Annotated in this window: 17 protein-coding genes; 4 read left to right on the forward strand and 13 right to left on the reverse strand. The window is 72.6% G+C overall.

The window, feature by feature from the left end:
- Window positions 1–118: 118 nt before the first annotated feature.
- Window positions 119–955 carry a formate dehydrogenase accessory sulfurtransferase FdhD gene (gene fdhD, locus ACFQLX_RS24060; RefSeq protein WP_386418414.1) on the forward strand — a complete coding sequence of 279 codons (837 nt, stop codon included), beginning with the start codon at window positions 119–121 and terminating at the stop codon, window positions 953–955.
- 33 nt (window positions 956–988) lie between these two features.
- Here the strand turns inward: fdhD and infA are convergent, their stop codons facing one another.
- The 9 genes from infA to ACFQLX_RS24105 form a co-directional block, all read right to left on the reverse strand.
- Entirely contained in the window at window positions 989–1,210 is a 222-nt protein-coding gene (gene infA, locus ACFQLX_RS24065) for a translation initiation factor IF-1 (RefSeq protein ID WP_386418416.1), read from the reverse strand.
- Window positions 1,211–1,272: 62 nt separating this feature from the next.
- Complete coding sequence (locus tag ACFQLX_RS24070) at window positions 1,273–2,073, reverse strand: GNAT family N-acetyltransferase (protein WP_386418418.1); 801 nt, start codon at window positions 2,071–2,073, stop codon at window positions 1,273–1,275.
- A gap of 278 nt (window positions 2,074–2,351) precedes the next feature.
- Window positions 2,352–2,576 carry a formate dehydrogenase subunit delta gene (locus tag ACFQLX_RS24075; protein WP_386418419.1) on the reverse strand — a complete coding sequence of 75 codons (225 nt, stop codon included), beginning with the start codon at window positions 2,574–2,576 and terminating at the stop codon, window positions 2,352–2,354.
- Entirely contained in the window at window positions 2,576–5,401 is a 2,826-nt protein-coding gene (fdhF, locus tag ACFQLX_RS24080; RefSeq protein WP_386418421.1) for a formate dehydrogenase subunit alpha, read from the reverse strand. Before fdhF ends, ACFQLX_RS24075 begins: the two co-directional genes overlap by 1 nt.
- On the reverse strand, window positions 5,398–6,972 hold the full coding sequence (locus ACFQLX_RS24085) for a formate dehydrogenase beta subunit (protein WP_386418423.1): 1,575 nt from the start codon (window positions 6,970–6,972) through the stop codon (window positions 5,398–5,400). The genes fdhF and ACFQLX_RS24085 overlap by 4 nt, the downstream gene beginning before the upstream one ends.
- Complete coding sequence (locus ACFQLX_RS24090; protein WP_386418424.1) at window positions 6,969–7,442, reverse strand: formate dehydrogenase subunit gamma; 474 nt, start codon at window positions 7,440–7,442, stop codon at window positions 6,969–6,971. The genes ACFQLX_RS24085 and ACFQLX_RS24090 overlap by 4 nt, the downstream gene beginning before the upstream one ends.
- A gap of 194 nt (window positions 7,443–7,636) precedes the next feature.
- Window positions 7,637–7,774 (reverse strand): MFS transporter small subunit, encoded by a 138-nt coding sequence (locus tag ACFQLX_RS24095; protein ID WP_386418426.1) that lies wholly within the window; start codon window positions 7,772–7,774, stop codon window positions 7,637–7,639.
- Between the two features lie 41 nt (window positions 7,775–7,815).
- On the reverse strand, window positions 7,816–9,216 hold the full coding sequence (locus ACFQLX_RS24100) for an OFA family MFS transporter (RefSeq protein ID WP_386418428.1): 1,401 nt from the start codon (window positions 9,214–9,216) through the stop codon (window positions 7,816–7,818).
- A 349-nt stretch (window positions 9,217–9,565) separates the two neighbouring features.
- On the reverse strand, window positions 9,566–10,525 hold the full coding sequence (locus ACFQLX_RS24105) for a LysR family transcriptional regulator (RefSeq protein WP_386418429.1): 960 nt from the start codon (window positions 10,523–10,525) through the stop codon (window positions 9,566–9,568).
- A gap of 203 nt (window positions 10,526–10,728) precedes the next feature.
- On the opposite strand from ACFQLX_RS24105, the gene ACFQLX_RS24110 reads away from it, so the two are divergent.
- Together ACFQLX_RS24110 and ACFQLX_RS24115 are read left to right on the forward strand one after the other, a co-directional pair.
- Window positions 10,729–12,018: a PucR family transcriptional regulator gene (locus ACFQLX_RS24110; protein ID WP_386418431.1), complete on the forward strand. Its 1,290-nt coding sequence runs from the start codon at window positions 10,729–10,731 to the stop codon at window positions 12,016–12,018.
- 224 nt (window positions 12,019–12,242) lie between these two features.
- Complete coding sequence (locus ACFQLX_RS24115; protein ID WP_386418432.1) at window positions 12,243–14,207, forward strand: N-acetylmuramoyl-L-alanine amidase; 1,965 nt, start codon at window positions 12,243–12,245, stop codon at window positions 14,205–14,207.
- Between the two features lie 105 nt (window positions 14,208–14,312).
- Here ACFQLX_RS24115 and ACFQLX_RS24120 read toward each other — a convergent pair whose 3' ends face one another.
- Window positions 14,313–15,749, reverse strand: a complete 1,437-nt coding sequence (locus tag ACFQLX_RS24120; RefSeq protein WP_386418434.1) for a glutamate decarboxylase — start codon at window positions 15,747–15,749, stop codon at window positions 14,313–14,315.
- Between the two features lie 188 nt (window positions 15,750–15,937).
- Window positions 15,938–18,301 carry an ATP-binding cassette domain-containing protein gene (locus tag ACFQLX_RS24125; RefSeq protein ID WP_386418436.1) on the reverse strand — a complete coding sequence of 788 codons (2,364 nt, stop codon included), beginning with the start codon at window positions 18,299–18,301 and terminating at the stop codon, window positions 15,938–15,940.
- 237 nt (window positions 18,302–18,538) lie between these two features.
- Between ACFQLX_RS24125 and ACFQLX_RS24130 the strand changes: the two genes are divergently transcribed.
- Window positions 18,539–22,345: a S8 family serine peptidase gene (locus tag ACFQLX_RS24130; RefSeq protein WP_386418437.1), complete on the forward strand. Its 3,807-nt coding sequence runs from the start codon at window positions 18,539–18,541 to the stop codon at window positions 22,343–22,345.
- A 105-nt stretch (window positions 22,346–22,450) separates the two neighbouring features.
- Here the strand turns inward: ACFQLX_RS24130 and ACFQLX_RS24135 are convergent, their stop codons facing one another.
- Window positions 22,451–23,470 (reverse strand): helix-turn-helix domain-containing protein, encoded by a 1,020-nt coding sequence (locus ACFQLX_RS24135; RefSeq protein WP_386418439.1) that lies wholly within the window; start codon window positions 23,468–23,470, stop codon window positions 22,451–22,453.
- Window positions 23,471–23,584: 114 nt separating this feature from the next.
- On the reverse strand, window positions 23,585–25,168 hold the full coding sequence (locus tag ACFQLX_RS24140) for an FAD-binding oxidoreductase (protein ID WP_386418440.1): 1,584 nt from the start codon (window positions 25,166–25,168) through the stop codon (window positions 23,585–23,587).
- Window positions 25,169–25,388: the final 220 nt, after the last annotated feature.

Here is a 25,388-nt window from a genome sequence, read left to right on the forward strand (position 1 = left end):
GGGGAGGCCCCCACGACCCAGCGGTCACGAAACGAGTACCGGTTCCACCCCACCCACCCCACCCACCCCGCCCCCGCAACGCACCGCCGCAACCCGGCAGCGCCGAGAGGAAGACACCATGGGCCGAGTCACCGTAAGGCGCCGCGTCACCCGCATCCGCGACGGCGTCGTCTCGCACCGCCCCGACACGCTCGCCGCCGAGGAGCCGATGGAGATCCGGGTGGGCTCACGCCCGCTGACGGTGACCATGCGCACCCCCGGCGACGACTTCGACCTGGCGGTCGGCTTCCTGGTCAGCGAGGGCGTCGTGCACGCCGCCGAGCAGGTCGCCTCGATCCGCTACTGCGCCGGCGCGACCTCCGACGGCGGCAACACGTACAACGTCGTGGACGTCGTCCTCGCCCCCGGCGTCAAGCCCCCCGACGCCTCCCTGGAGCGCAACTTCTACACCACGTCCTCCTGCGGCCTGTGCGGCAAGGCCAGCCTGGAGGCGGTACGCACCTCCTCGGCCTGGAGCGTCACCCGCGACCCCCTGCGCATCGGCCCGGAGGTCCTCACCGCGCTCCCCGACCGCCTGCGCGAGGCCCAGCGGGTCTTCGACTCCACCGGCGGCCTGCACGCCGCCGGCCTCTTCTCCGCCACCGGCGACCTCCTCTTCCTCCGCGAGGACGTCGGCCGCCACAACGCGGTCGACAAGGTCATCGGCCACGCCCTGCGCGCGGGCATGCTCCCCCTGCGCCGCTCGATCCTGATGGTCAGCGGCCGCGCCTCCTTCGAACTCGTCCAGAAGGCGGTGATGGCGGGCATCCCCCTCCTGGCCGCGGTCTCCGCCCCCTCCTCCCTGGCGGTGGACCTCGCCGCCGAAACAGGCATGACCCTGGTCGGCTTCCTGCGCGGCACGTCGATGAACGTCTACACGGGGGCGGAGCGGCTCCAGCCGCAGCCGGTGGGGTGAGGCGAGCGCTCCGTCCCCGTGCGGGTGCGGCTGCTACCGGTAGCGGTAGAGGATCCGGCCGCGCGTGAGGTCGTACGGGCTCAGCTCGACGAGCACCCGGTCGTACGGGAGGATCCGGATGCGGTTCTTCCGGATCTTGCCGCTGATGTGGGTGAGCACCGTGTGCCCGTTCGGGAGCTCCACCCGGAAGGTGGCGTTGCGCTGGCACTCCGTGACGGTGCCCTCGATTTCGATGCCCTTTGATGTTCTTGCCATGTTCTCCCGCTTCGTCAGTCGGTTATCGGTAGGGGTTGTCGCCGGTTCCGTCAGTCAGGATGTCAGTGGCGCACCAACTCCAGGTTGCCGCCACAGCGTTGGGCGCCGATTCCCTCGAAGAGCGCCCTTGCCGCCTCGTTGGACTCGTTCACCTCGGTCGTCGCCCTCTCGATCCCGCAGCTGTGCAGCTCGCCCAGCACCCGGGCCAGCAGCGCCCGGGCGATACCGCGGCGGTGCAGGCCGGCCCGGACCGCGACCAGCCCGATCCGCGGCTGCCGGGTCACCGGCGCCACCCTGACCAGGCCCACGTACTGACCATTGTGCTCCGCCACCGCGTACTTCGACGAGTACAGCACGGTCGTCCCCTCCGGGCGCGGCAGCACCTCGGCCGGCATCGTGTGCCACCCGGCGGTCGCCTCGACCTCCTCGCGCACGGCGCGGTCCAGGGCACGCAGCGGGCCGTCCTGCGCCTCGCCGACGGGCAGGACGGTCACGCCCGACGGCGGGCGCGCCGCGTCGAGGCGGGTGAGGCGGGGATCGGTGGGTACGAGGTACTCCCACTCGCGGCGCCCGACCGTGAAGCCGGCCCGCTCCCAGCCGGCGACCACTTCGGGCTCCGCCTCGTCGACCACCGTGTACAACGGCGTCGGAAGGGCTGCGAGCATCGCCTCGGCGAGCCGGTCGAAGACCGCGCCGTGCCACGCGTTGATGCTGAGGAAGGTGCGCCCGTCGGGCCGGTGCGCGACGTCGCCGCGACCGACGACCAGGTCATCGGCCAGAGCGTGCCACCGCAGCTCCGCGACCCGGTCGACCACGACCGGGCGCTCCTCGATGCCGGCGGCGAAATACTGTCCAGTGCTCATAGGTGTCTGCCTCTCAGGAGAGCCTTGCGCTCGGGCGCTCCCGGCGACACCTATGTCAGTCGCCCGACCATGAAGGACAAGGGGGAGCACCCATGGGGCACAGCGTTCACGGGTCTCACCTCCTGACAGGAATTCCACGGCCACTGGCAGCCTAACAGCGACGCTTCACCCCTCCCAACCCTTTTCCCACGGACACCCGCCGACGAGCCCCCGCGACCCCAAGGGCGCACGGACGGCGGGCCGCCTGGCCTCATGCAGCCGAACTGCGGCGGAGCCGGTCAGGCGCCCTCCGCCAGCAGCGCCGCCGCCCGGCGTACCACCGGGTCGCAGTGCTCGCCCTCCCGCTCCACCTGGGTCCGCAGCTGCGCCCGCATCCGCGGGTCCCAGAACAGCCGGACGTGGTCGGCGACCTTCACGGCCGCCTCCTCGCCCGGTACGTGGCGGAACTGCGCCGCGATGTCGCCGGCCAGCCGCAGTACGGGCAACGTGCCGCCCCCGGACATCAACCCTCCCTACCGGCCGGGGCGTTGACCGCCGCGGCGCTCTCGCGCGAACCGGCCGCCGACTGCGCGCCCGGGGTCACCTGCACCGCCGTGACCTTGTACTCCGGGCAGTTGGTCGCCCAGTCGGAGTTCTCGGTGGTGACGACGTTCGCCCCGCTGAGCGGGTAGTGGAACGTGGTGTACACCACCCCGGTCGGCATCCGGTCGGAGATCACCGCGCGCAGCACCGTCTCCCCGGTGCGCGAGGTGATCGTCACCTCGTCGCCCTCGCTGATCCCGCGCACCTCCGCGTCGTGCGGGTGGATCTCCAGCACGTCCTCCGCGTGCCAGAACACGTTGGGCGTACGCCGGGTCTGCGCGCCCACGTTGTACTGGCTGAGGATGCGCCCGGTGGTGAGGATCAGCGGGTAGCGGCGCGTCGCCCGCTCCGTCGTGGGCACGAACGCCGTGACGACGAACCGCCCCCTGCCCCGGACGAACTCCGCCACGTGCATGATCGGCGTGCCCTCGGGCGCCGCGTCGTTGCAGGGCCACTGCACGCTGCCCAGCCGGTCCAGCTTGGCGAAGGACACCCCCGCGAAGGTCGGGGTCAGCACCGCGATCTCGTCCATGATCTGGCTGGGGTCGTCGTACGACATGTCGTAGCCCATCGCCTGCGCGATCTCGCACGGGATCTGCCACTCGTGCTTGCCCGTCGCCGGGGCCATCACCGGCCGCACCCGGTTGATGCGCCGCTCGGCGTTGGTGAAGGTGCCGTCCTTCTCCAGGAACGAGGTGCCCGGCAGGAAGACGTGCGCCAGCTGGGCGGTCTCGTTGAGGAAGAGGTCCTGCACCACCAAAAGGTCCAGCGAGCGCAACGCCGCGTAGACGTGGCTGGTGTTGGGGTCGGACTGGGCGATGTCCTCGCCCTGGACGTACAACCCCCGGAAGGAGCCCTCCAGCGCCGAGTCGAACATGTTGGGGATGCGCAGTCCGGGCTGCGGGGCCAGGGTGCTGCCCCACAGGTTCTCGAAGACCTGGCGCACCGCGTCGTCCGACACGTGGCGGTAGCCGGGGAGTTCGTGGGGGAAGGAGCCCATGTCGCAGGAGCCCTGGACGTTGTTCTGGCCGCGCAGCGGGTTGACGCCCACGCCGTCGCGGCCGATGTTGCCGGTGGCCATCGCCAGGTTGGCCATGCCCATCACCATGGTCGAGCCCTGGCTGTGCTCGGTGACGCCGAGCCCGTAGTAGATCGCCGCGTTGCCCGCCCGCGCGTACAGCCGGGCCGCCGCGCGGATGTCCGCCGCCGGCACTCCGGTGATCTCCTCGGCGGCCTCGGGGCTGTGCTCGGGCCGGGCGATGAACCGCGCCCAGGCGTCGAAGTCCTCGCAGCGCGCCGCGACGAACTCCCGGTCCACCAGGTCCTCGGTGACCACCACGTGCCCCAGCGCGTTGACCATCGCCACGTTCGTGCCCGGCGCGAGGGGCAGGTGGTACTCCGCCTCGACGTGCGGGGAGCGCACCAGGTCGATGCGGCGCGGGTCGATGACGACCAGCTTCGCGCCCTCGCGCAGCCGGCGCTTCATCCGCGAGGCGAACACCGGGTGCCCGTCGGTGGGGTTGGCGCCGATCACCACGATGACGTCGGCCTTGGCGACCGAGCGGAAGTCCTGGGTGCCGGCGGACTCGCCGAAGGTCTGCTTGAGCCCGTAGCCGGTGGGGGAGTGGCAGACCCGCGCGCAGGTGTCGACGTTGTTGTTGCCGAAGGCGGTACGGACCATCTTCTGCACGACGTACACGTCCTCGTTGGTGCACCGCGAGGAGGTGATGCCGCCGATGGCGCCGACGCCGTGGCGGGCCTGGATCTCCCGCATCCGCGTCGCCACGTAGCCGATCGCGGTCTCCCAGTCGACCTCGCGCCACTCGTCGGTGATCGACTCGCGGATCATCGGCGACAGGACGCGGTCGGGGTGGGTGGCGTAGCCGAAGGCGAAGCGGCCCTTGACGCAGGCGTGGCCCTCGTTGGCGCCGCCCTCCTTGTCGGGGACCATCCGCACCAGCTCGTCGCCGCGCAGCTCGGCGTTGAAGGAGCAGCCCACCCCGCAGTACGCGCAGGTGGTCTTCACGGTGCGCGTCGGCATCCCCAACTGCACCACCGACTTCTCCTGCAGCGTGGAGGTCGGGCAGGACTGCACGCACGCCCCGCACGAGACGCACTCGGAGTCCGCGAAGGACTCACCCGCGCCCGCGGAGACCTTGGAGTCGAAGCCGCGGCCCTCGATGGTCAGCGCGAAGGTCCCCTGCACCTCGTCGCAGGCGCGCACGCAGCGCGAGCAGGCGATGCACTTGGAGGCGTCGAAGTCGAAGTACGGGTTGGAGTGGTCGGTCGGCAGGTCGAGGTGGTTGGCGCCCTCGTAGCCGTAGCGCACCTGGCGCAGGCCGACCACGCCGGCCATGTCCTGCAGCTCGCAGTCGCCGTTGGCCGGGCAGGTCAGGCAGTCCAGCGGGTGGTCGGAGATGTACAGCTCCATCACGCCCTGGCGGAGCTTGTCCAGCTTGGCGCTCTGGGTGCGTACCCGCATGCCCTCGGTGACGGGGGTGGTGCAGGAGGCGGGGGCGCCGCGCCGTCCGTCGATCTCCACCAGGCACAGCCGGCAGGAGCCGAACGCCTCCAGGGAGTCCGTCGCGCACAGCCTGGGCACCTCCACGCCGGCCAGGGCGGCGGCGCGCATGACCGAGCTGCCCCCGGCGACGGTCACCGCCATGCCGTCGACCTCGACGGTCACCGGCGGGGCACCGTCCGGCGGGGCCGGGGTGCCGAGATCAAGGTCCTTGTACAGGCTCATCGTTCCTCCTCGGTGCTCTCACCTCGGGAGCGGGGGACGAAGTCGTCGGGGAAGTGCAGCAGCGCGCTTTTGACCGGGTTGGGCGTCAGGCCGCCCATCGCGCACAGCGAGCCCTCGGTCATCAGGTCGCACAGGTCGCCCAGCAGGGAGAGGTTCCCGTCGGGGTCCTCGCCGCCGGTCAGCCGGTCGATCACCTCCACGCCGCGTACCGCGCCGACCCGGCAGGGCGTGCACTTGCCGCAGGACTCCTCGGCGCAGAACTCCATCGCGAAGCGGGCCATCGCCGCCATGTCGACGGTGTCGTCGAAGACGACGATCCCGCCGTGCCCGAGCATCGCCCCGGCCGCGTCGAAGGCCTCGTAGTCGGTGGGGATGTCCAGCTGACCGGCCGGGATGTACGCCCCCAGCGGGCCGCCGACCTGGACGGCGCGCAGTGGCCGGCCCGAGCGCGTACCGCCGCCGAACCCGTTCACCAGCGTCTCCAGGGAGATGCCGAAGGCCGTCTCGAAGGCGCCGCCGCGCGCGATGTTGCCGGCGAGCTGGAAGACCTGGGTGCCGCGCGAGCGCTCGACGCCGAGCTCGGCGTACGCCGCGCCGCCGTCGGCGAGCACGGCCGGGACGCTCACCAGGGTGAGGACGTTGTTGACGACGGTGGGGCGGCCGAAGAGGCCGGTGACGGCGGGGATGGGCGGCTTGGCGCGGACCATGCCGCGCTTGCCCTCCAGCGACTCCAGCATGGACGTCTCCTCGCCGCAGATGTACGCGCCCGCGCCCACCCGCAGCCGGATGTCGAAGCCGAAGCCGGAGCCGAGGATGTTCTGCCCCAGCCAGCCCTGCGCCCAGGCGATGTCGATGGCCTCACGCAGCACCGCCGCGGCGTCGGGGTACTCGGAGCGCAGGTAGACGTAGCCCTCCCGGGCGCCCACCGCGTAGCCGGCGATCGCCATGCCCTCCAGCAGGGAGAAGGGGTCGCCCTCCATGACCATGCGGTCGGCGAAGGTGCCGCTGTCGCCCTCGTCGGCGTTGCAGCAGACGAACTTCAGCGCCTCCGGGTCGTCCGCGTCCTGCTCCGCGACGGTCTTCCACTTGATGCCGGCGGGGAAGCCGGCGCCGCCGCGCCCGCGCAGCCCCGACTCGGTGACCTCCGCGACGACCTGCTGCGGGGTCAGCTCCAACGCCCGGCGCAGGCCGGCCAGTCCGCCGTGGCGCACGTAGTCGTCGGGGGAGAGGGGGTCGGTGACGCCGACGCGGGCGAGGCACAGGCGCTGCTGCTCGCGCATCCACGGCAGCTCGGCCACCGGGCCCTGGCGCAGGGGGTGCTCGCCGCCCTCCAGCAGCCCGGCGTCGATCAACTCCTCGACGTCGCGCGGCGATACGGGCCCGTAGCCGACCCGGCCGTGCGGGGTCTCCACCTCGACCAGCGGCTCCAGCCACAGCATGCCGCGGGTGCCGGTACGCACCACCTCCACGTCGATGTCCCGGTAGGAGGCGCCGAGTCGCAGGGCGCGGGCCACCTCGTCGGCGCCCACGGAGGTCGCCGCGGAGTCCCGCGGCACGTACACCCGGATCATGACGCCTCCGCCCGTACCAGCGCGACGACGCGGTCGCGGTCCAGCCTGCCGTGCAGCCGCCCGCCCACCAGCGCGGAGGGGCCGAGCGCGCAGTTGCCCAGGCAGAACACCTGGTTGACGGTGACGGAGCCGTCCGCCGCGGTCTGGCCGGTCTTCACGCCGAGCGCCTCCTCGACCTGGGCCACCAGCGCCTCGGCGCCGACCGCCTGGCAGGCCTCCGCGCGGCACAGGCTCAGGGTCGTGCGGCCCGGTGGCTCGGTGCGCAGGTCGTGGTAGAAGGTGAGGACGCCGTGCACGTCGGCCCGGGAGAGGTTCAGCTCGCGGGCGATGAGGGGCACGGCGGCGGGTGGGACGTACCCCAGCCGCTCCTGGACCTCCTGCAGGATCACCAGGAGGGGCCCCCGCTCGTGGCGGTGCGCGTCGATGGCGGAGTGCACTGTCTCGGTCAGGTTCACCGTGGGTTGGCTCATGGGCGCTCCCGGTGCGTCGCGGGTCTGCTGAGGGTCGTCGGGGATTCCTGTGCCGGATAGGGGAGTTGGGGGGTGAGGGGGGCCGGGCCCGGCTGCCGCGCCGGTACGGGGGAGGGCGCGGCAGCCGGGCCCGGTGGGGCCTGCCCGACAGCGGCAGGCCCGGGGTGGGCCCATGGCCCTGGTCGGTGGAACCCCTAGTGGGTGAAGAGCTGCAGCGCCGCCTTCACGGCGTTGTACACCCCGTAGACCAGGGGGATGCCGACGATCAGCCAGGTGATGGCGACCTCCGCCCGGTAGGTCTTGGCCGAGTGCCCGGCCGTCGCTCCCGTCATCGTGTGACTCCTTCGTGTGTCGGGTTGTCCCAGGTCCGCCGTCAGTTGCCGGCGGGCGTCTTGGCGTGCGCGCTGTCGACGGCGTCGGCCACCGGCGCCTTCTCCTGCCACCGCTCGGAGACCGGGCGGATGAGGAGGTTGGCGACGAAGCCGACCGCCAGGACGCCGACCATCGTGAACAGCGCCGGCTTGTAGTCGTCCGCGACCAGCTCACCGGGAGTGCCCTGGGAGTCGAGGATGCGGTTGACGATCAGCGGGCCGACGATGCCGGCGGTGGACCACGCGGTGAGCAGCCGCCCGTGGATGGCGCCCACCTGGTACGTGCCGAACAGGTCGCGCAGATACGCCGGTACGGTCGCGAAGCCGCCGCCGTAGAAGGAGATGATCAGCACGCACAGCGCCACGAACAGCGCCGTGGAACTGCCGCCCGCGAAGGCCAGCAGCGCGTACAGCCCCATGCCCAGGCCCAGGTACATCACGTAGATCGGCTTGCGGCCCATGAGGTCGGAGGTCGAGGACCACACGAAGCGGCCGCTCATGTTGGCGACCGACAGCAGGCCGACGAACCCGGCCGCCGCGGCCACGCTGACCGTGGAGGTGCCGCCGTCGCGGAACATGTCCTGGATCATCTCGGCGGCCTGCTCCAGGATGCCGATACCCGCCGTGACGTTGCACAGCAGCACCGTCCACAGCAGCCAGAACTGCGGGGTTTTGATGGCGTTGGCGGCCGAGACGTTGCCCTTGGTCACCATCGCCTTGACCTTGACCTTCGAGGGGTCGAAGTGCGGCGGCCGCCAGCCCGGCGCGGGGACGCGTACGGTGAAGACGCCCATCATCATGACGAGGAAGTACGCCGCGCCCAGGGTGACGAAGAGCTTCGCCACCGCGCTGCCGGAGGGGATGTCCGCCCCGCCGCCGTAGAAGGACAGCAGCTCGCGCGAGAGCGGGGCGGCGACCATCGCGCCGCCGCCGAAGCCCATGATGGCCATGCCGGTCGCCAGCCCCGGACGGTCGGGGAACCACTTCATCAGGGTGGAGACGGGCGAGATGTAGCCGATGCCCAGTCCGATGCCGCCGATGAAGCCGTATCCGAGGTAGACCAGCCAGAGTTGGCCGGCGGCGATACCGGCCGCCCCGACGAGGAACCCGGTCGCCCAGCAGCACGCCGCCGTGAACATCGCCTTGCGCGGGCCGACCCGGTCCACCCAGGTGCCGAAGATCGCGGCCGAGACGCCGAGCATCACGATCGCGATGGAGAAGACCACGCCGATCGCGGTGAGGCTGGTGTCGAAGTGCTCGCGCAGCGCCTCCTTGTAGACGCTGGTGGCGTATGCCTGGCCGATACACAGGTGGATGGCCAGCGCGGCCGGCGGGATCAGCCAACGGCTGTAGCCCGCAGGGGCGATGGTGTGCTGACGGTCCAGAAAGGAAAACGCAGTCAATGCGCACCTCCTTGAGCGAAGGACTGCTGGGGCGGTGCCCGCAATTCGGGCACACGGAAGACAATTCCGCGTGTCCCCACCGGTGTCGGGTATGAGAACCCGCGCCTTCCTCCGTTACGGGAGGAGACGCGATGTTCATCACGGGTTTACATGGGCGGTGCGGCTCTGCGCTAGGGTTGGGAAAGACCCGATGGGGTCCCTGCCGAACCATCGTGCGGTGCTTGACCATTGACCGGCCGCCGGGTGAACGGCTGTCCGGCCCGGGGTCGTTGAGGCGAATCTAGGCCCGGGTGTGACGCAGGTCAAAGTCAAAGTTCGAATCTGCTCATAAGCGTGGGCTATGAGTGGGCTATGAGGCCGCCTTTGGGCGGGTGGGTGCCGGTAGGGGCGTCAGTCGACGCGCCAGTGCCCGGTCCAGTACGCGGTGGATGTCCACATGGTGCGCGGTGTCGACCAGCGAGCGTGCCAGCATCGACTCCTGGTCGCGGCCGGCCAGGACGAGGCCGACGTGGAAGGAGCGCTTCGGCCGCGGCAGCGGGATCACCCGCACCCCCTCGGGCACGCCCAGGGTGTGCAGCCAGGCGTGCGGAATGACACTCGACACGCGCATCGAGGCGACGTGGGCGTATATCGCCGAAACGGTGTCGGTTTCGAGTACGGGCTGGACCTCCACCCCGATCTCGGCGAAATGCCCGTCCAGAATACGGCGGTTCTGCATGACCGGGATCAGCAGGCACAGCGGCGCGGACGCGGCCTCCGCCCAGCTCACCGACGTACGTTCGGCGAAATCCCCGTCCGCCGGGGTGAGGAACACGTACTGCTCGCGGTAGAGCGGCACCACCCGCACCCGGCCCAGCGGTTCGCCGTCGATATAGGTCATTCCCACATCGATGTCGTAGTCGTGGAGGCGGGCGACGATATCGCGCGAGGACATCGACTCCAGGGTGAAGCGCACCTGCGGATGGCCTTTGCGCAGGGGTGTGGTCAGCAGCGAGGCCACCGTCAGCGCGGTGGGGATGGCCCCGATCCGCAGCACCCCGGACAGGCCGCCGCGCATGCTCTCCAGCGACTGGCGCAGCTGCTCCTGCTCGGCCAGCATCCGCTGGGCCCACTTCAGCACCTGGGCGCCCTCCGGGGTGAACCCCTCGAAGCGCTGCCCGCGTTGGACGATCTGCACCCCCAGTTCGGACTCCAGCTTGCGGATGCCGGCGGACAGGGCCGGCTGCGAGACGTGGCAGGCGCCCGCCGCGCGCGCGAAATGCCCTTCGCGGGAGAGGGCGTTGAGGTACTCCAACTGGCGCAGCAGCATAGGGAATGGATACCAGAAGCCCGAGGTGGCGGCGATAACGCTGCACGGGCGGACTTGGCGGGCGCCGCCGTGGTGCCCGGCGACAGTGATCATTGTGGACGGCCACATCGACGCCGGGGCCGGCAGAGGCGATACTTGTCGCGCCCTCCGCACGCCGCCGACCGCGTACCGACGGGGAGCGTAGGCGAGCGGACCCTTACTTCATGACGCACAGCAAGACCCCCACACCCGCCACCCCTCCCGCGGATCCCCCGCCCGGGAGGGGTGGTCCGGTCCCGTCCGGACCGGGCGGTGAGGTGCCCGGCGCGCTGGCCGCCCTCGCCGACTGGGCCGAGTCCCAGCTCCCCCGCCTCACCGAGCAGGTCGTCGCCACCTCAGTACGGGAGATGGAGCTGTACCGCTCGGGCGTCCCGCGTGAGGAGCTGCGCCGCTCCGTCGAGCACAACCTGCGCTACATCGTCGAGGGGCTGCGCGACCCCGACGGCCCGCACGACCTCACCGCCCCCCGCGAGACCGGCCGGCGCCGCGCCCACCAGGACGCCCCGCTGCCGGAGGTGCTGCGCGTCTACCGGCTCGGCTTCGCCGCCGTCTGGGAGGTACTGACCCGCACCCGCGAGGCCGCCGACCCCGCCGACCCCGCCGGCCTGGTCGCCGCCGCCACCGTGCTGTGGCAGCTCGCCGACGAGCACGCCATCGCCGTCACCGAGGCCTATCGCGCCACCACCGCCGAGCTGCTCGTGGAGCGCCGCCAGCGCCGCGCCGCCCTGGTGGAGGCGCTCTTCACCGGACAGGCGGGGCTGGCGGCCGGCCCCTGGGAGATCGCCGAACTGCTCGGTCTGCACGCCGACGCCGACTTCGCGGTGGTCGCCGCGGAGAACACCGCGCTCGCCGAGGGCGGCCTGCCCCGTATCGAGCAGCGCCTCGCCCACCGCGGCATCATCTCCGCCTGGCGCCTCACCCCCACCCTCCAGACCGGCGTCGTCTCCCTGCGCCCCGGCCAGCGCGCGGAGCTGCTCGCCATCCTGCGCGAGAGCGCCACCACCCGCACCGGCGTCAGCCCGCCCTACCACTCCCTGCGCGACACCCCGCGCGCCCTGCACCTGGCCGCGGCCGCCCTGGCCGGCCTCCCCGTGGGCGGCGCCGCGGTGCATGTCTTCAGCGACAGCCCCCTCGCCGCCCTCGTCGCCCGCGACCAGGAGGAGAGCGAACGCGTCGCCCACCACGTCCTGGGCGCCGTCCTGGACCTGCCCGCCGAGGACCGCACCACCCTGCTGGAGACCCTCCAGGCGTGGTACGACCACCAGGGCTCCGCCGAGCACGCCGCCGAGCGGCTCTTCTGCCACGCCAACACCGTGCGCTACCGGCTGCGCCGCATCCACGAACTCACCGGCCGCTCCCTGGCGCGCCCGTACGACGTGGCCGAACTCGCCGCCGCCCTGCGCGCTCTGGACGTCGGGGCGGGCCGTGCGCGCGGTGGGAAACCGCGCCACTGACGGTCCGCCACCCACCCCAGAATTGGTCTGGACCACTGATGCGCCGCAGCTCCCCGGCGTCCGCGGCGAGGTGCGTGTTTCCGCCACCGGAAAGCATTGACGTGTCCACCGGGACTCGATAGGTCTGAGGGCTCTCGCACCCGCCGGTCACGAGCACAAAGAGCGACAACCCACCAGACCCACCAGACCAGACCCACCAGACCGGATTCACCAGAGGAGTCCCCTTGAGGAGACCGACCGCCCCCGCCCCGCGCGGGCGCCGCAGCCACCGTCCCTGGCTGACCGCCGCCCTCGCCGCGGCCGTACTGCTCCCGCTCACCTCCGCCACCCTGCCCGCCGCCGCTGACACTGCCGCCCCGGCGCCCGCCGGCCGCCAGCAGCAGTACGCCGCCGCGGCCGGCCGCCACCAGGTCCCCGAGAGCGTCCTGCTCGGCGTCTCCTACCTCGAGTCGCGCTGGGACACCAACGCCGGCCGCCCCAGCACCGACGCCGGCTTCGGCCCCATGCACCTCACCGACGCCGCGACCGCCCTGGCCGAGGACCACCACGGCGACGCGGGGGAGGACCCCCGCGGCGACACCGGACGCCCCGTCGGCGCCGAGGAGTTCGGCCCCGCGCTGACCACCCTGGCCACCGCCGCCGACCTCACCGGCACCGACGAGGACATCCTGCGCACCGAGCCCGCCGCGAACATCGAGGGCGGCGCGGCGCTCCTGGCCCACTACCAGCAGGACCTCGGCGCGCCCCTGTCCGGCGACCCGGCCGACTGGTACGGCGCCGTCGCCGCCTACGCCGGAGCCGCCTACCGCGACGACGCCCGCACCTTCGCCGACGAGGTCTACGCCACCCTGCGCACCGGCGCGGCCCGCAGCACCGACGACGGCCACGCCGTCACCCTCGCCGCCGACCCGGGCCTGACCCCCGACACCAGCCGCCTGGACGCGCTCGGCCTGCCCGCGCAGGAGCAGTCGGAGACCGACTGCCCGCCCGACCTGCCCTGCGAGTGGATCCCGGCGACCTACCGCCTCACCGACGCCTTCGGCGACTACGCCAACCACGACAAGGCCGACCGCCCCCGCGACCAGAAGATCGACTACATCGTCATCCACGACACCGAGGGCCAGTACCCCGGCGTCATCAAACTCATCCAGGACCCGGTCCGCGCCGCGAGCTGGCACTACAGCCTGCGCTCCTCCGACGGCCACGTCGCCCAGCACATCCGCACCAGGGACGTCGCCTGGCAGGCCGGCAACTGGGCGATCAACGCCAAGTCCATCGGCCTGGAGCACGAGGGCTTCGCCGCCCAGCAGGGCGCCTGGTACACCGAGGCGATGTACCGCTCCTCCGCCAAGCTGGTGCGCTACCTCGCCGAGCGCTACGACGTCCCGCTGGACCGCGCGCACATCATCGGCCACGACAACGTCCCCGGGACCACCACCGCCAACATCCGGAACATGCACTGGGACCCGGGCCCGTACTGGGACTGGAACCACTACATGAACCTCCTCGACGCCCCCAGCCCCGCCATCGGCTTCGAGAAGAAACTCGTCATGATCCAGCCGGACTTCGACACCAACCTGCCCGCGTTCACCGGCTGCGCCGGCGCCTCCACCACGCCCTGCCCGCCCTCCCCGTCCTCCTCGGTGATCCTGCGCTCCGCGCCCAGCCCGGACGCCCCGCTCCTCAACGACCTGGGCCTGCGGCCCGGCGGCCAGCCCGCCACCATGGTCGTCTCCGACGTCGGCAGCCGCGCCTCCACCGGCCAGGTGTACGCGGTGGCGGACCGCTCGGGGGAGTGGCTGGCCATCTGGTACCACGGCCTCAAGGGCTGGTTCCACAACCCGGAGGGCGCCGAGGTCGCCAAGTTCGTCGCCGGCACCCTGGTCACCCCGAAGGCGGGCAGGGAGGCGATCCCGGTCTACGGGCGCGCCTACCCGGAGGCCGAGGCGTACCCGCCGGAGGTCCCCTACCAGCCCGTCTCCGCCCACCCGTACGTCATCCGCGCCGGGCAGGCGTACTCCTACGGCGGCTGGCAGTACGGCGAGTACTACCGGGCGGTCACCTTCGACGGCTCCGGCCCGTACGACCGCACCGTCATCCGCGGTCAGACGAAGTACTACGAGATCCAGATCGGCCACCGCATCGGCTTCGTCAAGGCCGACGACGTGGACGTGGTGACCGTCTCCTGAGCTGACCCGACGGTGACCCAACGGCCCGCGGGCGCCCCGGACTTGACCGGGGCGCCCACGGGCCCGTACCGGCCGGTCCGCCCGGCCCGCGTCATCCGGCCCGTGTCATTCGGCCTGGTCGTGGTGGAACATCGTCTCCGCGTCCCGGTCGGTGACCATCGGGTGCGGCTGGCGGCGCAACTCGGGCAGCAGCCGCGTCAGATCCTCCATCAGCAGGTCCGACAGGTCCGCCGAGAAGGCGTTGCGGCACACGATCCGGCAGACCGCCAGGTCCTGCCGGTTGGGCGGGAAGGTGTACGCCGGCACCAGCCAGCCGCTCTCGCGCAGCCGCCGCGAGACGTCGAAGACGTCGTAGGCCGTCACGTCCGGCGCCGTGGTGAACGCGAATGCCGGCAACTCGTCGCCGCGGGTGATGAGTTCGAAGTCGCCCAGCGCCTCCACCCGCTCCGCCAGCGAGCGGCAGATGTCGCTCGTCGCCCGCTGCACCGCGGTGAAGCCCTCCCGCCCCAGCCGCAGGAACGTGTAGTACTGCGCGATGACCTGCGAGCCGGGCCGGGAGAAGTTCAGGGAGAACGTCGGCATGTCGCCGCCGAGGTAGTTGACCCGGAAGATCAGGTCCTCCGGCAGCGCCTCGTGGTCGCGCCAGATCGCCCAGCCGACACCGGGGTAGACCAGCCCGTACTTGTGCCCCGAGGTGTTGATCGACGCCACCCTCGGCAGCCGGAAGTCCCACACCAGGTCCGGCGTCAGGAACGGCGCGACCATCGCGCCGGAGGCACCGTCGACGTGCACGGGGATGTCCAGCCCGGTGCGCTCCTGCAGCGCGTCCAGCGCCGCGCACATCTCCGCGATCGGCTCGTAGGAGCCGTCGTAGGTGGAGCCCAGGATGCCGACGACACCGATGGTGTTCTCGTCGCACAGCTCCGCCGCCCCCTGCGGGTCGCAGTGGAAGCGGTCGCCCTCCATGGGCACGTGGCGGGCCTCCACGTCCCAGTAGTTGCAGAACTTCTCCCAGCAGACCTGGACGTTGATGCCCATGACCAGGTTCGGCCGCGCCTCGCGCGAGGGGTAGCGGTCGGCGTTGCGCTGCGCCCAGCGCCGCTTCAGCGACAGCCCGGCCAGCATGCACGCCTCGCTGGAGCCGACGGTGGCGCAGCCGATGACCTGCCGGGGGTCGGGGGCGTTCCACAGGTCGGCGAGCATCGCCACGCAGCGGCGCTCCAGCTCGGCGGTGCGCGGGTACTCGTCCTTGTCGACGAGGTTCTTGTCCCGCGACTCGGCCATCAGCTTGCCCGCCTGGGGCTCCATCCAGGTGGTGACGAAGGTCGCCAGGTTCAGCCGCGCGTTGCCGTCCAGCATCAGTTCGTCGTACACGTACTGGTAGGCGGTGTCGGGCGCGGTCGGCCCGTCGGGCAGCCGGGTGCGGGGCGGGTCCTCCAGCATGCCCGCCGCCGGATCGGCCAGGCCGTAGAAGGGGTTCACGGCGAGTTTCGGCTCGCTGCACTCGCGGGGTCCGGTTTCGCCGTCGAAGAGGGGAGACATGGTACGACCGACCTCCTGGGTCCGCTGGACGTCCCTGTACGCGGACGCCCCGCAGGCAGCTGAAGCCGTACCGGCGCCACCACACGTACCTGCTCTCCAGCGTAGCCACGCCCCACCGGACCCGCCTGTCGGGAAGGCGCGGCCCCCGCACCCCGCCGGTGCGGGGGCCGCGCCTTCCCGAGGAGCCCTCAGCCCAGGTACGCCGCCAGATGCTCCCCCGTCAGCGTCGCCGCCTCGGCGGCCAGCTCCCGCGGCGTCCCCTGGAAGACGATCCGCCCCCCGTCGTGCCCCGCGCCCGGCCCCAGGTCGATCACCCGGTCCGCGTGCGCGATCACCCGCTGGTGGTGCTCGATGACGATGACGGACTTCCCCGAGTCCACCAGCCGGTCCAGCAGCCCGAGCAGCTGCTCCACGTCCGCCGGGTGCAGCCCGGTCGTCGGCTCGTCCAGTACGTACACCCCGCCCGTGTCCGCCATGTGCGTCGCCAGCTTCAGCCGCTGGCGCTCGCCCCCGGAGAGCGTGGTGAGCGGCTGGCCCAGCGTGAGGTAGCCAAGACCCACGTCGACGAGCCGCCGCAGGATCCGCTGCGCGGCCGGCACCCGCCCCTCGCCGGCGCCGAAGAACTCCAGCGCCTCCGCCACCGGCATCCCCAGGACCTCGCTGATGTCGCGCCCGCCCAGGCGGTACTCCAGCACCGCCGACTGGAAGCGCCGCCCCTCGCAGTCCTCGCAGCGCGTCGCCACCCCCGCCATGATCGCCAGATCGGTGTAGACGACGCCGGCGCCGTTGCAACCGCCGCAGGCGCCCTCGGAGTTGGCGCTGAAGAGCGCCGGCTTGACCCCGTTGGCCTTCGCGAACGCCTTGCGGACGGGCTCCAGCACCCCGGTGTAGGTCGCCGGGTTGCTGCGCCGCGAGCCGCGGATGGGGCTCTGGTCGATCCGTACGACACCCTCCGCCGCCGGAATGGACCCGTGCACCAGCGAGGACTTCCCCGAGCCGGCCACCCCGGTGACCACGCACAGCACCCCCAGCGGGATGTCGACGTCGACCTTCTGCAGGTTGTTGGCGTCCGCGCCGCGCACCTCCAGACTCCCGGTGGCCGTGCGCACGGTGTCCTTCAGCCGCGCCCGGTCCCCGAAGTGCCGCCCGGTGACCGTGTCGGCGGCGCGCAGCTCCGCCACGCTGCCGGTGAAGCAGACGGTGCCCCCGTGCCTGCCGGCGCCGGGGCCGAGGTCCACCACGTGGTCGGCGATCGCGATGACCTCCGGCTTGTGCTCCACGACCAGCACCGTGTTGCCCTTGTCGCGCAGCCGCAGCAGCAGGCTGTTCATGCGCTGGATGTCGTGCGGGTGCAGCCCGGCGGTGGGCTCGTCGAAGACGTACGTGGTGTCGGTGAGCGAGGAGGACAGGTGCCGGATCATCTTCACCCGCTGCGCCTCGCCCCCCGACAGCGTCCCCGCGGGCCGGTCCAGCGACAGGTAGCCGAGCCCGATCTCCACGAACGACTCCAGCGCCTGGCGCAGGTTGGCCAGCAGCGGCGCCACCGACGGCTCGTCCAGGCCGCCGATCCAGTCGGCCAGATCGCTGATCTGCATCGCGCAGGCGTCCGCGATGCTCACCCCGCCGACGGTGCTGGAGCGGGCGGTGGCGTTGAGGCGGGTGCCGCCGCAGTCGGGGCAGGCGGTGAAGGTGACGGCGCGGTCCACGAAGGCCCGCACGTGCGGCTGCATCGCCTCGCGGTCCTTGGCCAGCATCGACTTGCGCAGCTTGGGCAGCAGGCCCTCGTAGGTGAGGTTGATCCCGTTGATCTTCACCTTGACGGCCTCGCGGTGCAGCAGGTCGTGCAGCTCGCGCTCGTCGAAGTCGCGGATGGGCTTGTCCGGGTCGAAGAAACCGGAGTCGCGGTAGGTGCGCACCATCCAGCCGTCGCCCGTGTAGCCGGGGATGGTCAGCGCGTCCTGGCTGAGGGCCCTGCTGTCGTCGTAGAGCTGTGTGAGGTCGAAGTCGGTGACGCTGCCGCGCCCCTCGCAGTGCGCGCACATCCCGCCGGCGCGGGTGAAGTCGGTGGTGACGGAGGTGGTGGTGCCGCGCTCGACGGTGACCTCGCCGGTGGCCCGCACGGGCGGCACGTTGAAGGAGAAGGCGTTGGGCGGCCCGATGTGCGGCTCGCCGAGCCGGCTGAAGAGGATCCGCAGCAGCGCGTTGGCGTCGGTGGCCGTACCGACCGTGGAGCGCGGGTCGGAGCCCATCCGCTGCTGGTCCACGATGATCGCGGTGGTCAGCCCGTCCAGCACGTCCACGTCGGGCCGGGCCAGGGAGGGCATGAAGCCCTGCACGAAGGCGCTGTACGTCTCGTTGATCAGCCGCTGCGACTCCGCGGCGATCGTCCCGAAGACCAGTGAGGACTTCCCCGAACCGGACACCCCGGTGAAGACCGTCAGCCGCCGCTTGGGGATCTCGACGTCGACGTCCCTGAGGTTGTTGACCCGCGCCCCGTGGACGCGGATGACCGCGTGCCCGTCAGCCGGATGTACCGCGGATTCCGTACCCATCGTCGCTCCCCTGTGCCAAGACCACCACGACCCGCAAACCGCTCCATCCTGTGCAACCGGCCCCCCGCGTGTCCAGCCGAATTCGACGGCGGCGGGCTCGTCGCGGGGCGAACACCGCTGTCGTAGAAGCGACATGTCGTAAGAGCGGCACCGGAAACAGGTGACACACGGCACCCCGCGACCGGAGTCTTGAGCCGAACCGCGTGCTCCACCCCGCACCGTCCTGGAGAGGCATCGATGCGCTACCCCCGGCTCCGTCCCGTCGCGTTCCTGGCGGCGGGCGCCCTCCTCACGGCCCTGGCCCCCGCCACCCACGCGGCAGCCGCCCCCACCGCCGCGCCCCGCCCCGCGGCCCCTGCCACCCGGACCTCCACCGTCACCCTCGTGACCGGGGACAAGGTGCGCCTGGAGCGCTTCCCCGACGGCCGCCAGGCCGTCACCGTCGAGCCGCGCACGAAGGACGCCGAGGACGCCGAGGGCGGCTACGAGCAGCTGGAGATCGACGGCGACCTCTACGTCGTACCCCGCGACGCGCTGCCCTACATAGGCGCCGGCTCCCTCGACCGCCAGCTGTTCAACATCACCGGCCTGGTCGAGCAGGGCTACGACGACGCCCGTGCCAAGAGCATCCCCCTCATCGCCCGCTACCGCTCCGAGGTGCGCCTCAACTCCGCCGAGGAGCCCGCCGGTTCCGAGGCCGTACGCACCCTCGACAGCCTGCGGGGCCGCGCGCTGAAGGCCGACAAGCGCCAGGCCCACCGCTTCTGGGCGGACGTCGACACCGCGACCGCCCCCGGCGCGAAGGCCCCCGGGGCGCCCAAGGCCCCGCGCCTGGGCGCCGGTATCGACCACCTCTGGCTCGACGCGCGCATCCGCCCCACCCTGGACCGCAGCACCGCCCAGATCGGCGCCCCCCAGGCGTGGCAGGCCGGCTACGACGGCACCGGCGTGAGCGTCGCCGTCCTGGACACCGGCGTCGACGCCACCCACCCCGACCTCGCCGGCCGGATCACCGAGGCCCGCAACTTCACCGACAGCCCCACCACCGGCGACGCCTTCGGCCACGGCACCCACGTCGCCGCCACCGTCGCCGGCAGCGGCGCCGGCTCCAAGGGCCTGCGCAAGGGCGTCGCACCCGGCGCGAAACTGCTCGTCGGCAAGGTCCTCGGCGACGACGGCTTCGGCTCGGTCTCCTCCGTGCTGGACGGCATGGAGTGGGCCGCCTCCTCGGGCGCCGACGTCGTCAACATGAGCCTGGGCAGCGACGAGCCCACCGACGGCACGGACCCCCTCAGCCTCGCCCTCGACGAGCTGACCGAGACCACCGGCACCCTCTTCGTCGTCTCCGCCGGCAACAGCGGCCCCGGCGAGTACACCGTGGGCACCCCCGGCGCCGCCGACAAGGCGCTGACCGTCGGCGCGGTGGACCGCGAGGAGCGCCTCGCCGACTTCTCCAGCCGAGGCCCGCGCCCCGACGAGGCCGCCAAGCCCGACATCACCGCCCCCGGCGTCGACATCGTCGCCGCCCGCGCGGCAGGCACCTCGATGGGCGAGGTGGTCGACGACCTCTACACCGCCTCCTCCGGTACGTCCATGGCCGCCCCCCACGTCGCGGGCGCCGCGGCGATCCTGGCCGCCCAGCACCCCGACTGGCAGGCCGGGGAGCTGAAGGACGCCCTGATCAGCACCTCCCGTACCGCCCCCGACCAGACCGTCTACGAGCAGGGCGGCGGCCGCGTCGACGTGGCCCGCGCGGTGGCCCAGCCCCTGCACGCCACCGGCACCCTCAGCCTGGGCAGCGCCCTCACCCCCGACTCGGGCCCCCAGAGCGCCCAGGTCACCTACACCAACACCGGCGACACCGCGCTCACCGTGAACCTCACCGCCGACCTGCGCGACGGCGCCGGCCGCCCCGCCCCCGCCGACGCGCTGCGCCTGCCCGGCGGCACGACGCTCACCGTCCCGGCGCACGGCCAGGCCCGTATCGACGTCGTACTCGACGCGAAGGCGCTGCCCACCGGCCGCTACGGCGGCGCGCTCACCGCGACGGCCGGCGACGGCGGCACCGCGCACACCACCCTGGCCGCCGCGAAGGAGGGCCGCAAGCACACCCTCACCGTGAGCGCCGTGGACCGGGCCGGGCAACCGGCCTGGGTCACCCCGCTGGTGCTCTTCGGCGCCGACTCCCGCTACGACACCTTCGGCGACCTGGTCCCCGGGCGGCCCTTCACCGTGCAGGTCCCGGAGGGCTCCTACTTCCTGCAGGGCACGATCTCCGACCGCGTCGAGAACGGCAGCGTGCAGAGCGTCGTCGTCAACCCCGACCTGACCGTCGACCGTGACACGCACGTGGTCCTGGACGCCCGCAAGGCCGTCCAGGTGCGGATCGAGACCCCCAGGGAAGCCGTCCAGGAAGCCGTCGTCAGCTTCTTCACCCACCGCGCGGTCGGCAACCGCAGCTTCGCCACCGGCCACATGGACTTCGGCGCCGACGCCCGCCGCCTCTACGTCACCCCGACGAAGGCGGTCACCGACGGCACCTTCGAGTTCGACTCCCGCTGGCAGCTCACCGCCCCCCAGCTCACCGCCCGCGCCCTGCGCGCGGGCCGCGCGATCGACCTCGAATGCGGCCTGCTGGACAACTCCCCGCTGCTGGACGGACGTCGCAGCCAGCGCCTGGTCCACGCCGGCGCCGGCCGCCCCGAGGACTACGCGGCCCTGCGCGCCCGCGGCGTGGACGTACGCGGCGCCGCGGTACTCGTGGACGACTCGGAGACGTCGTACGACGAGCTGGCCGTCGCCGCCGCGGACGCCGGAGCGGCCACCGCGATCCTGAGCTCGTGGGAGGGCAGCCCCGCCTGGACGCACTGGACCCCCCACGGGGAGCGCCAGCCCCTCACCACCGTGCTGATCCGCTACGACATCGCCCAGCGGCTGCTCGGGGCCCTGCGCGCCGGCCCCGCCACCGTGGAGCTGAACGGCATCCCGCACAGCCCCTACCTCTACGACGTGATGCAGGTGTCGCGCCAGCGCGTACCCGAGCGGGTCGTGCACCGGGTGACGGCCGCCAACACCGCCACCGTCACCTCGCGCTACCACGACACGGGCGGCATCCCGTACGCCACGGAGCAGCGCTTCGGCTGGCGCCCCTGGATGGACGCGGCGATCAACCAGTACCAGCGCCACGTCGCCACCGGGACGACCCGCACCGAGTACGTGAGCGCCGACGACACCCTCTGGAACCACCGGGTCCACCACCGCCTCACCTGGAACCAGGACTCCCCCCTGTCCGGCGGCATGCTCCAGCCCGCCCGCACCTACCGGCCGGGGGAGCGGCTGACGGAGAGCTGGTTCGCCCCCGTGGTGCGCCCCGCCATCCCCACCGGCGTCAAGGGCCTGACCTCCCACCGCACGCAGGAGCAACTGGTCGTCCGCATACCGGAGTTCGCCGATGCCGCACCGGGCCACTACAGCTTCCCCGACGTCGGCGACATGGACGACACCCCCGCCGACGAGGTACGGGCGACCCTCCACCGCGACGGGAAGCCCCTCGCCGAGACCTCCGGCACCTGGGGGGAGTTCCCCGCGGGCGGAGACGGCGGCCGCTACCGCCTGGACCTGACGACCGCCCGCACCACCCCCGAGTGGACCCTGTCCACCAAAACCCGCACCACCTGGTCCTTCACCGCCCCGCGCCCCCCGGCCGGGCAGACCCCGCTGCTGCCCCTCCTGCAGCTCGACTACGACGTCCCCACCGACCTCACCGGCACCGCCCCCGCGGCCCGCACCCTCGACTTCAAGGTCAAGGCGCGCCACCAGGACGGCCTCACCACCCCGAAACCGGCCGGCATGGAGGTCTCCGTCTCCTACGACGACGGCGCGCACTGGACCACCGCGACGACCACCCCCCAGGGCGACGGCACCTACCGGGTCCAGGCAAAGCGCCCGACCGGCACCCACTACGTCTCCCTGCGCGTACGGGCCTGGGACGACCGGGGCAACAAGGTGACCCAGGAGATCACCCGCGCCTACGCCCTCAACTGACCCGCACCCCCCGAACTGCGCGGCACCCCCCTGCCGCCAGCCCGGCGACTCCGTCAGGCCCCCCCGCCTGACGGAGTCGCCGATGTCCCCGCCGAGCCCGCCTTCCTACGACAGCCACCCCCGCCGCGCCGCCTGCCACACCAACTGCGTACGTGTCGCCGCCCCCGCCCGCTGCATCAGCACCTGGATGCGCCGCTGCACCGTGCGCTGACTGACCCGCAGCTGGGAGGCGATCGCCTTGTCCGCGACCCCGGCGACGACCAGCGACAGCAGATACCGCTCGTCGTCGGCGACATGGCCACCGGGCCGCGAACTCCCCCCGAAGTCGGCCAGCTCACCGGAGTCCGTGACGTGCAGCGGCGACGCCGCCGCCCACTGGCTCTCGAACAGCGCGATCAACGCGTCGAGCAGACTGCTGCTGCGCACCACCGCCGCCGTCGGCTCGCCCAGCGAACCGTCCGGGCCGCCCGAACCCCCGGGCACCAGCGGGCAGATGGCGATCGACCTGTCCGCGATCACCAACCGCACCGGCAGGGTCCCGACAGCACGTGCCTGCTCACCGGCGCGGATACTCCCGGCAACGTTGTCCACCATGCCGGGCTCCTCCAGCAGGGCCCGCTCGTACACCGCCTTGTAGCGCACCCCGCGGGCGAGCAGCTCCCACTCCTCGTCGTTCTCCGACGCGGGCAGCGCCACATGGCCGGCCTTGCAGAGCCACTGCATCTCCTTGGCCCCGTACGCCAGGTGCCGCAGCCGCTGGCGGATCACGCTGACCCCCGTGATCACCTCGACCAGCTGTCCCGCGTCATGCCGCCGCCCCCCGGCCCGGTACTCCTCGGCGAGCTGCTCCACCCCCCGGCGCGCCCCCTCCAGCGCCTCCTGCCCGCGCAGCAGCAGCGGCCGCAGCGCCGCGTCGGGCGCCACCGGCACATAGCGCACCGCGCCCCCCGCCGCGGCCACCCGCCCCACCAGCCCCTTGTCGTGCAGCGACCCCAACACCCCGCGCGCCTGCGCGATGTCGAGCCCCACCTGCCCCGCGACCGCGGCGACCTCCGCCTCCCGCACCCCGACGAGGAAGCGGTACACCCGCTCTTCCCCCGCATCGATACCCGCAGCCTCCAGCACGCACCCTCACCCACCCCGACCGGTGTAACACACATCAAATACAGCGTGATCCAACCACATCCGCACATCGGGACGAGACCCGGCGGCTGGCACCCGGCAGCGGTATGGGCCCCGTCAGCCCACCAGCACCCCCGGATTGAGGATCCCCGCCGGATCGAGCGCCGCCTTCGCCCCGCGCAGTGCCGCCGCGAAGGGGTCGGGGCGCTGGCGGTCGTACCACGGCCGGTGGTCGCGCCCGACGGCGTGGTGGTGCGTGATGCCGCCCCCGGCGCCGATCAGGGCCTCCGACACCGCCGCCTTGACCTCGTCCCACTGGGCGACGGTGCTGCCCCAGCGGCCCGGCGCGTAGACGCCGTAGTACGGCGCGGGGCCGTCGGGGTAGACGTGCGTGAAGCGGCACGTCACCACGCCGCCCCCGCCGCAGGCCCACTCCAGCGCCTCGCGCGCGGCGGAGACGACGGCGTGGTGCAGGGCGGGGAAGCGGTCCCAGGTGCAGGCGGTCTCGAACGTCTCGACGATCATGCCGCGGCGGGCGAGTACGTCGCGCTGGTAGGGCATCCGCAGGAAGGACGACCGCCACGCCGCGGCGGCCCCGTCCGGTGCGGCGTCGCTGTGCGCGGCGTCCCCGAGCGGCGTGCCGCCGTACTCGCGTACGTGGCCGAGCGCCTGGTCGAGCAGGCCGCCGACGGGATGGTGGGCGGACTCGAAGCCGAGGACGAGGACCCCGCCGCCGACCGGGGTGCCGGCGTTGAGGAGGGCCTCGGTGGAGTCGAGGAGCCGGCAGTTCGCCGGGTGCAGGCCCGCCTGGGCGATCGCGCGGGTGGCGGCCACGGCGCCGTCGAAGTCGGGGAAGGCGACGGAGGCGCCCGCCTTCCACCGGGGCCGCTCCCGCAGCCGCAGCCACGCCTCGGTGATGACGCCCAGGGTGCCCTCGGAGCCGAGGAACAGCCGGTCGGGGGAGGGGCCGGCCCCGGAGCCGGGCAGCCGCCGCGACTCGCTGACGCCGACCGGGGTGACGACGCGCATCGACTCGGTGAGGTCGTCGATGTGCGTGTACAGCGTGGCGAAGTGCCCGCCCGCGCGGGTGGCCAGCCAGCCGCCGAGGGTGGAGAACTCGAAGGACTGCGGGAAATGCCGCAAGGTCAGCCCGTACGGCCGCAGTCGGTCCTCAAGATGGGGCCCGTACACGCCGGCCTGGATCCGCGCGGCCCGGCTGACCTCGTCGACCTCCAGGACCCGGTCCAGCCGTCCGAGGTCCAGCGAGACCGCGGGCCCCTCGAAGCGCGGCTCCACTCCGCCGACCACCGAGCTGCCCCCGCCGTAGGGCACGACGGCGATCCCCTCCCGGCCGCACCAGTCCAGCACGTCGACCACCTCGCGCTCGCTGCCGGGCCGGGCGACGAGGTCGACGACATGCGCGGTGTCACCGTGCAGATTGCGTACGACATCCCGAAACGCCTTGCCGCGACTGTGGGACAACCGGTCGACCACCCCGGCGGAGACGAGGTGCGCCAGCGACCCGGGCACCCGCACCCGGGAGGGCGCCACCGGCAGATCCTCCGGGCTCGGCGGCGCGTGATCGGCGAAGTCCTGCCCGGGAAAGAAGGCGGCCACCCGCCCCACGAGCGCGTCGGCCTCGCCCCCGGACAGCGCACCGGCCTCGTCCCCCCACCCCCACCAGGACCGCGCGCCACCCATGTGCCCTCCCCAGTACGCCGGTCGCCCCCGCCCGCGTCACACGCTAACCGCCATCCCACCCCCGCACGAGGGGCACGGCCCGTGCGGGTACTCCGGGCTTCGGGACGCTCCGCCCAGGCGTACCACCGCCCCTGCCCGCAGACGAAGCGGCCCCCGCCGGGGAAGGCTTCAGTTCTAGCGGTCGTTGCAACACTGCCTGGCTCAGGTGGTGAGTAGATCA

Source organism: Streptomyces polyrhachis, from assembly GCF_042663125.1.
GTDB classification, from domain to species: Bacteria; Actinomycetota; Actinomycetes; order Streptomycetales; family Streptomycetaceae; genus Streptomyces; species Streptomyces polyrhachii.

Coding starts and splice junctions, on each gene's coding strand:
- ACFQLX_RS24110 (WP_386418431.1), top strand. CDS start 10,729: ATGACGCACAGCAAGACCCCCACACCCGCCACCCCTCCCGCGGATCCC.
- ACFQLX_RS24130 (WP_386418437.1), top strand. CDS start 18,539: ATGCGCTACCCCCGGCTCCGTCCCGTCGCGTTCCTGGCGGCGGGCGCC.
- ACFQLX_RS24120 (WP_386418434.1), bottom strand. CDS start 15,749: ATGTCTCCCCTCTTCGACGGCGAAACCGGACCCCGCGAGTGCAGCGAG.
- fdhF (WP_386418421.1), bottom strand. CDS start 5,401: ATGAGCCTGTACAAGGACCTTGATCTCGGCACCCCGGCCCCGCCGGAC.
- infA (WP_386418416.1), bottom strand. CDS start 1,210: ATGGCAAGAACATCAAAGGGCATCGAAATCGAGGGCACCGTCACGGAG.
- fdhD (WP_386418414.1), top strand. CDS start 119: ATGGGCCGAGTCACCGTAAGGCGCCGCGTCACCCGCATCCGCGACGGC.
- ACFQLX_RS24090 (WP_386418424.1), bottom strand. CDS start 7,442: ATGAGCCAACCCACGGTGAACCTGACCGAGACAGTGCACTCCGCCATC.
- ACFQLX_RS24125 (WP_386418436.1), bottom strand. CDS start 18,301: ATGGGTACGGAATCCGCGGTACATCCGGCTGACGGGCACGCGGTCATC.
- ACFQLX_RS24070 (WP_386418418.1), bottom strand. CDS start 2,073: ATGAGCACTGGACAGTATTTCGCCGCCGGCATCGAGGAGCGCCCGGTC.
- ACFQLX_RS24085 (WP_386418423.1), bottom strand. CDS start 6,972: ATGATCCGGGTGTACGTGCCGCGGGACTCCGCGGCGACCTCCGTGGGC.
- ACFQLX_RS24140 (WP_386418440.1), bottom strand. CDS start 25,168: ATGGGTGGCGCGCGGTCCTGGTGGGGGTGGGGGGACGAGGCCGGTGCG.
- ACFQLX_RS24095 (WP_386418426.1), bottom strand. CDS start 7,774: ATGACGGGAGCGACGGCCGGGCACTCGGCCAAGACCTACCGGGCGGAG.
- ACFQLX_RS24105 (WP_386418429.1), bottom strand. CDS start 10,525: ATGCTGCTGCGCCAGTTGGAGTACCTCAACGCCCTCTCCCGCGAAGGG.
- ACFQLX_RS24075 (WP_386418419.1), bottom strand. CDS start 2,576: ATGTCCGGGGGCGGCACGTTGCCCGTACTGCGGCTGGCCGGCGACATC.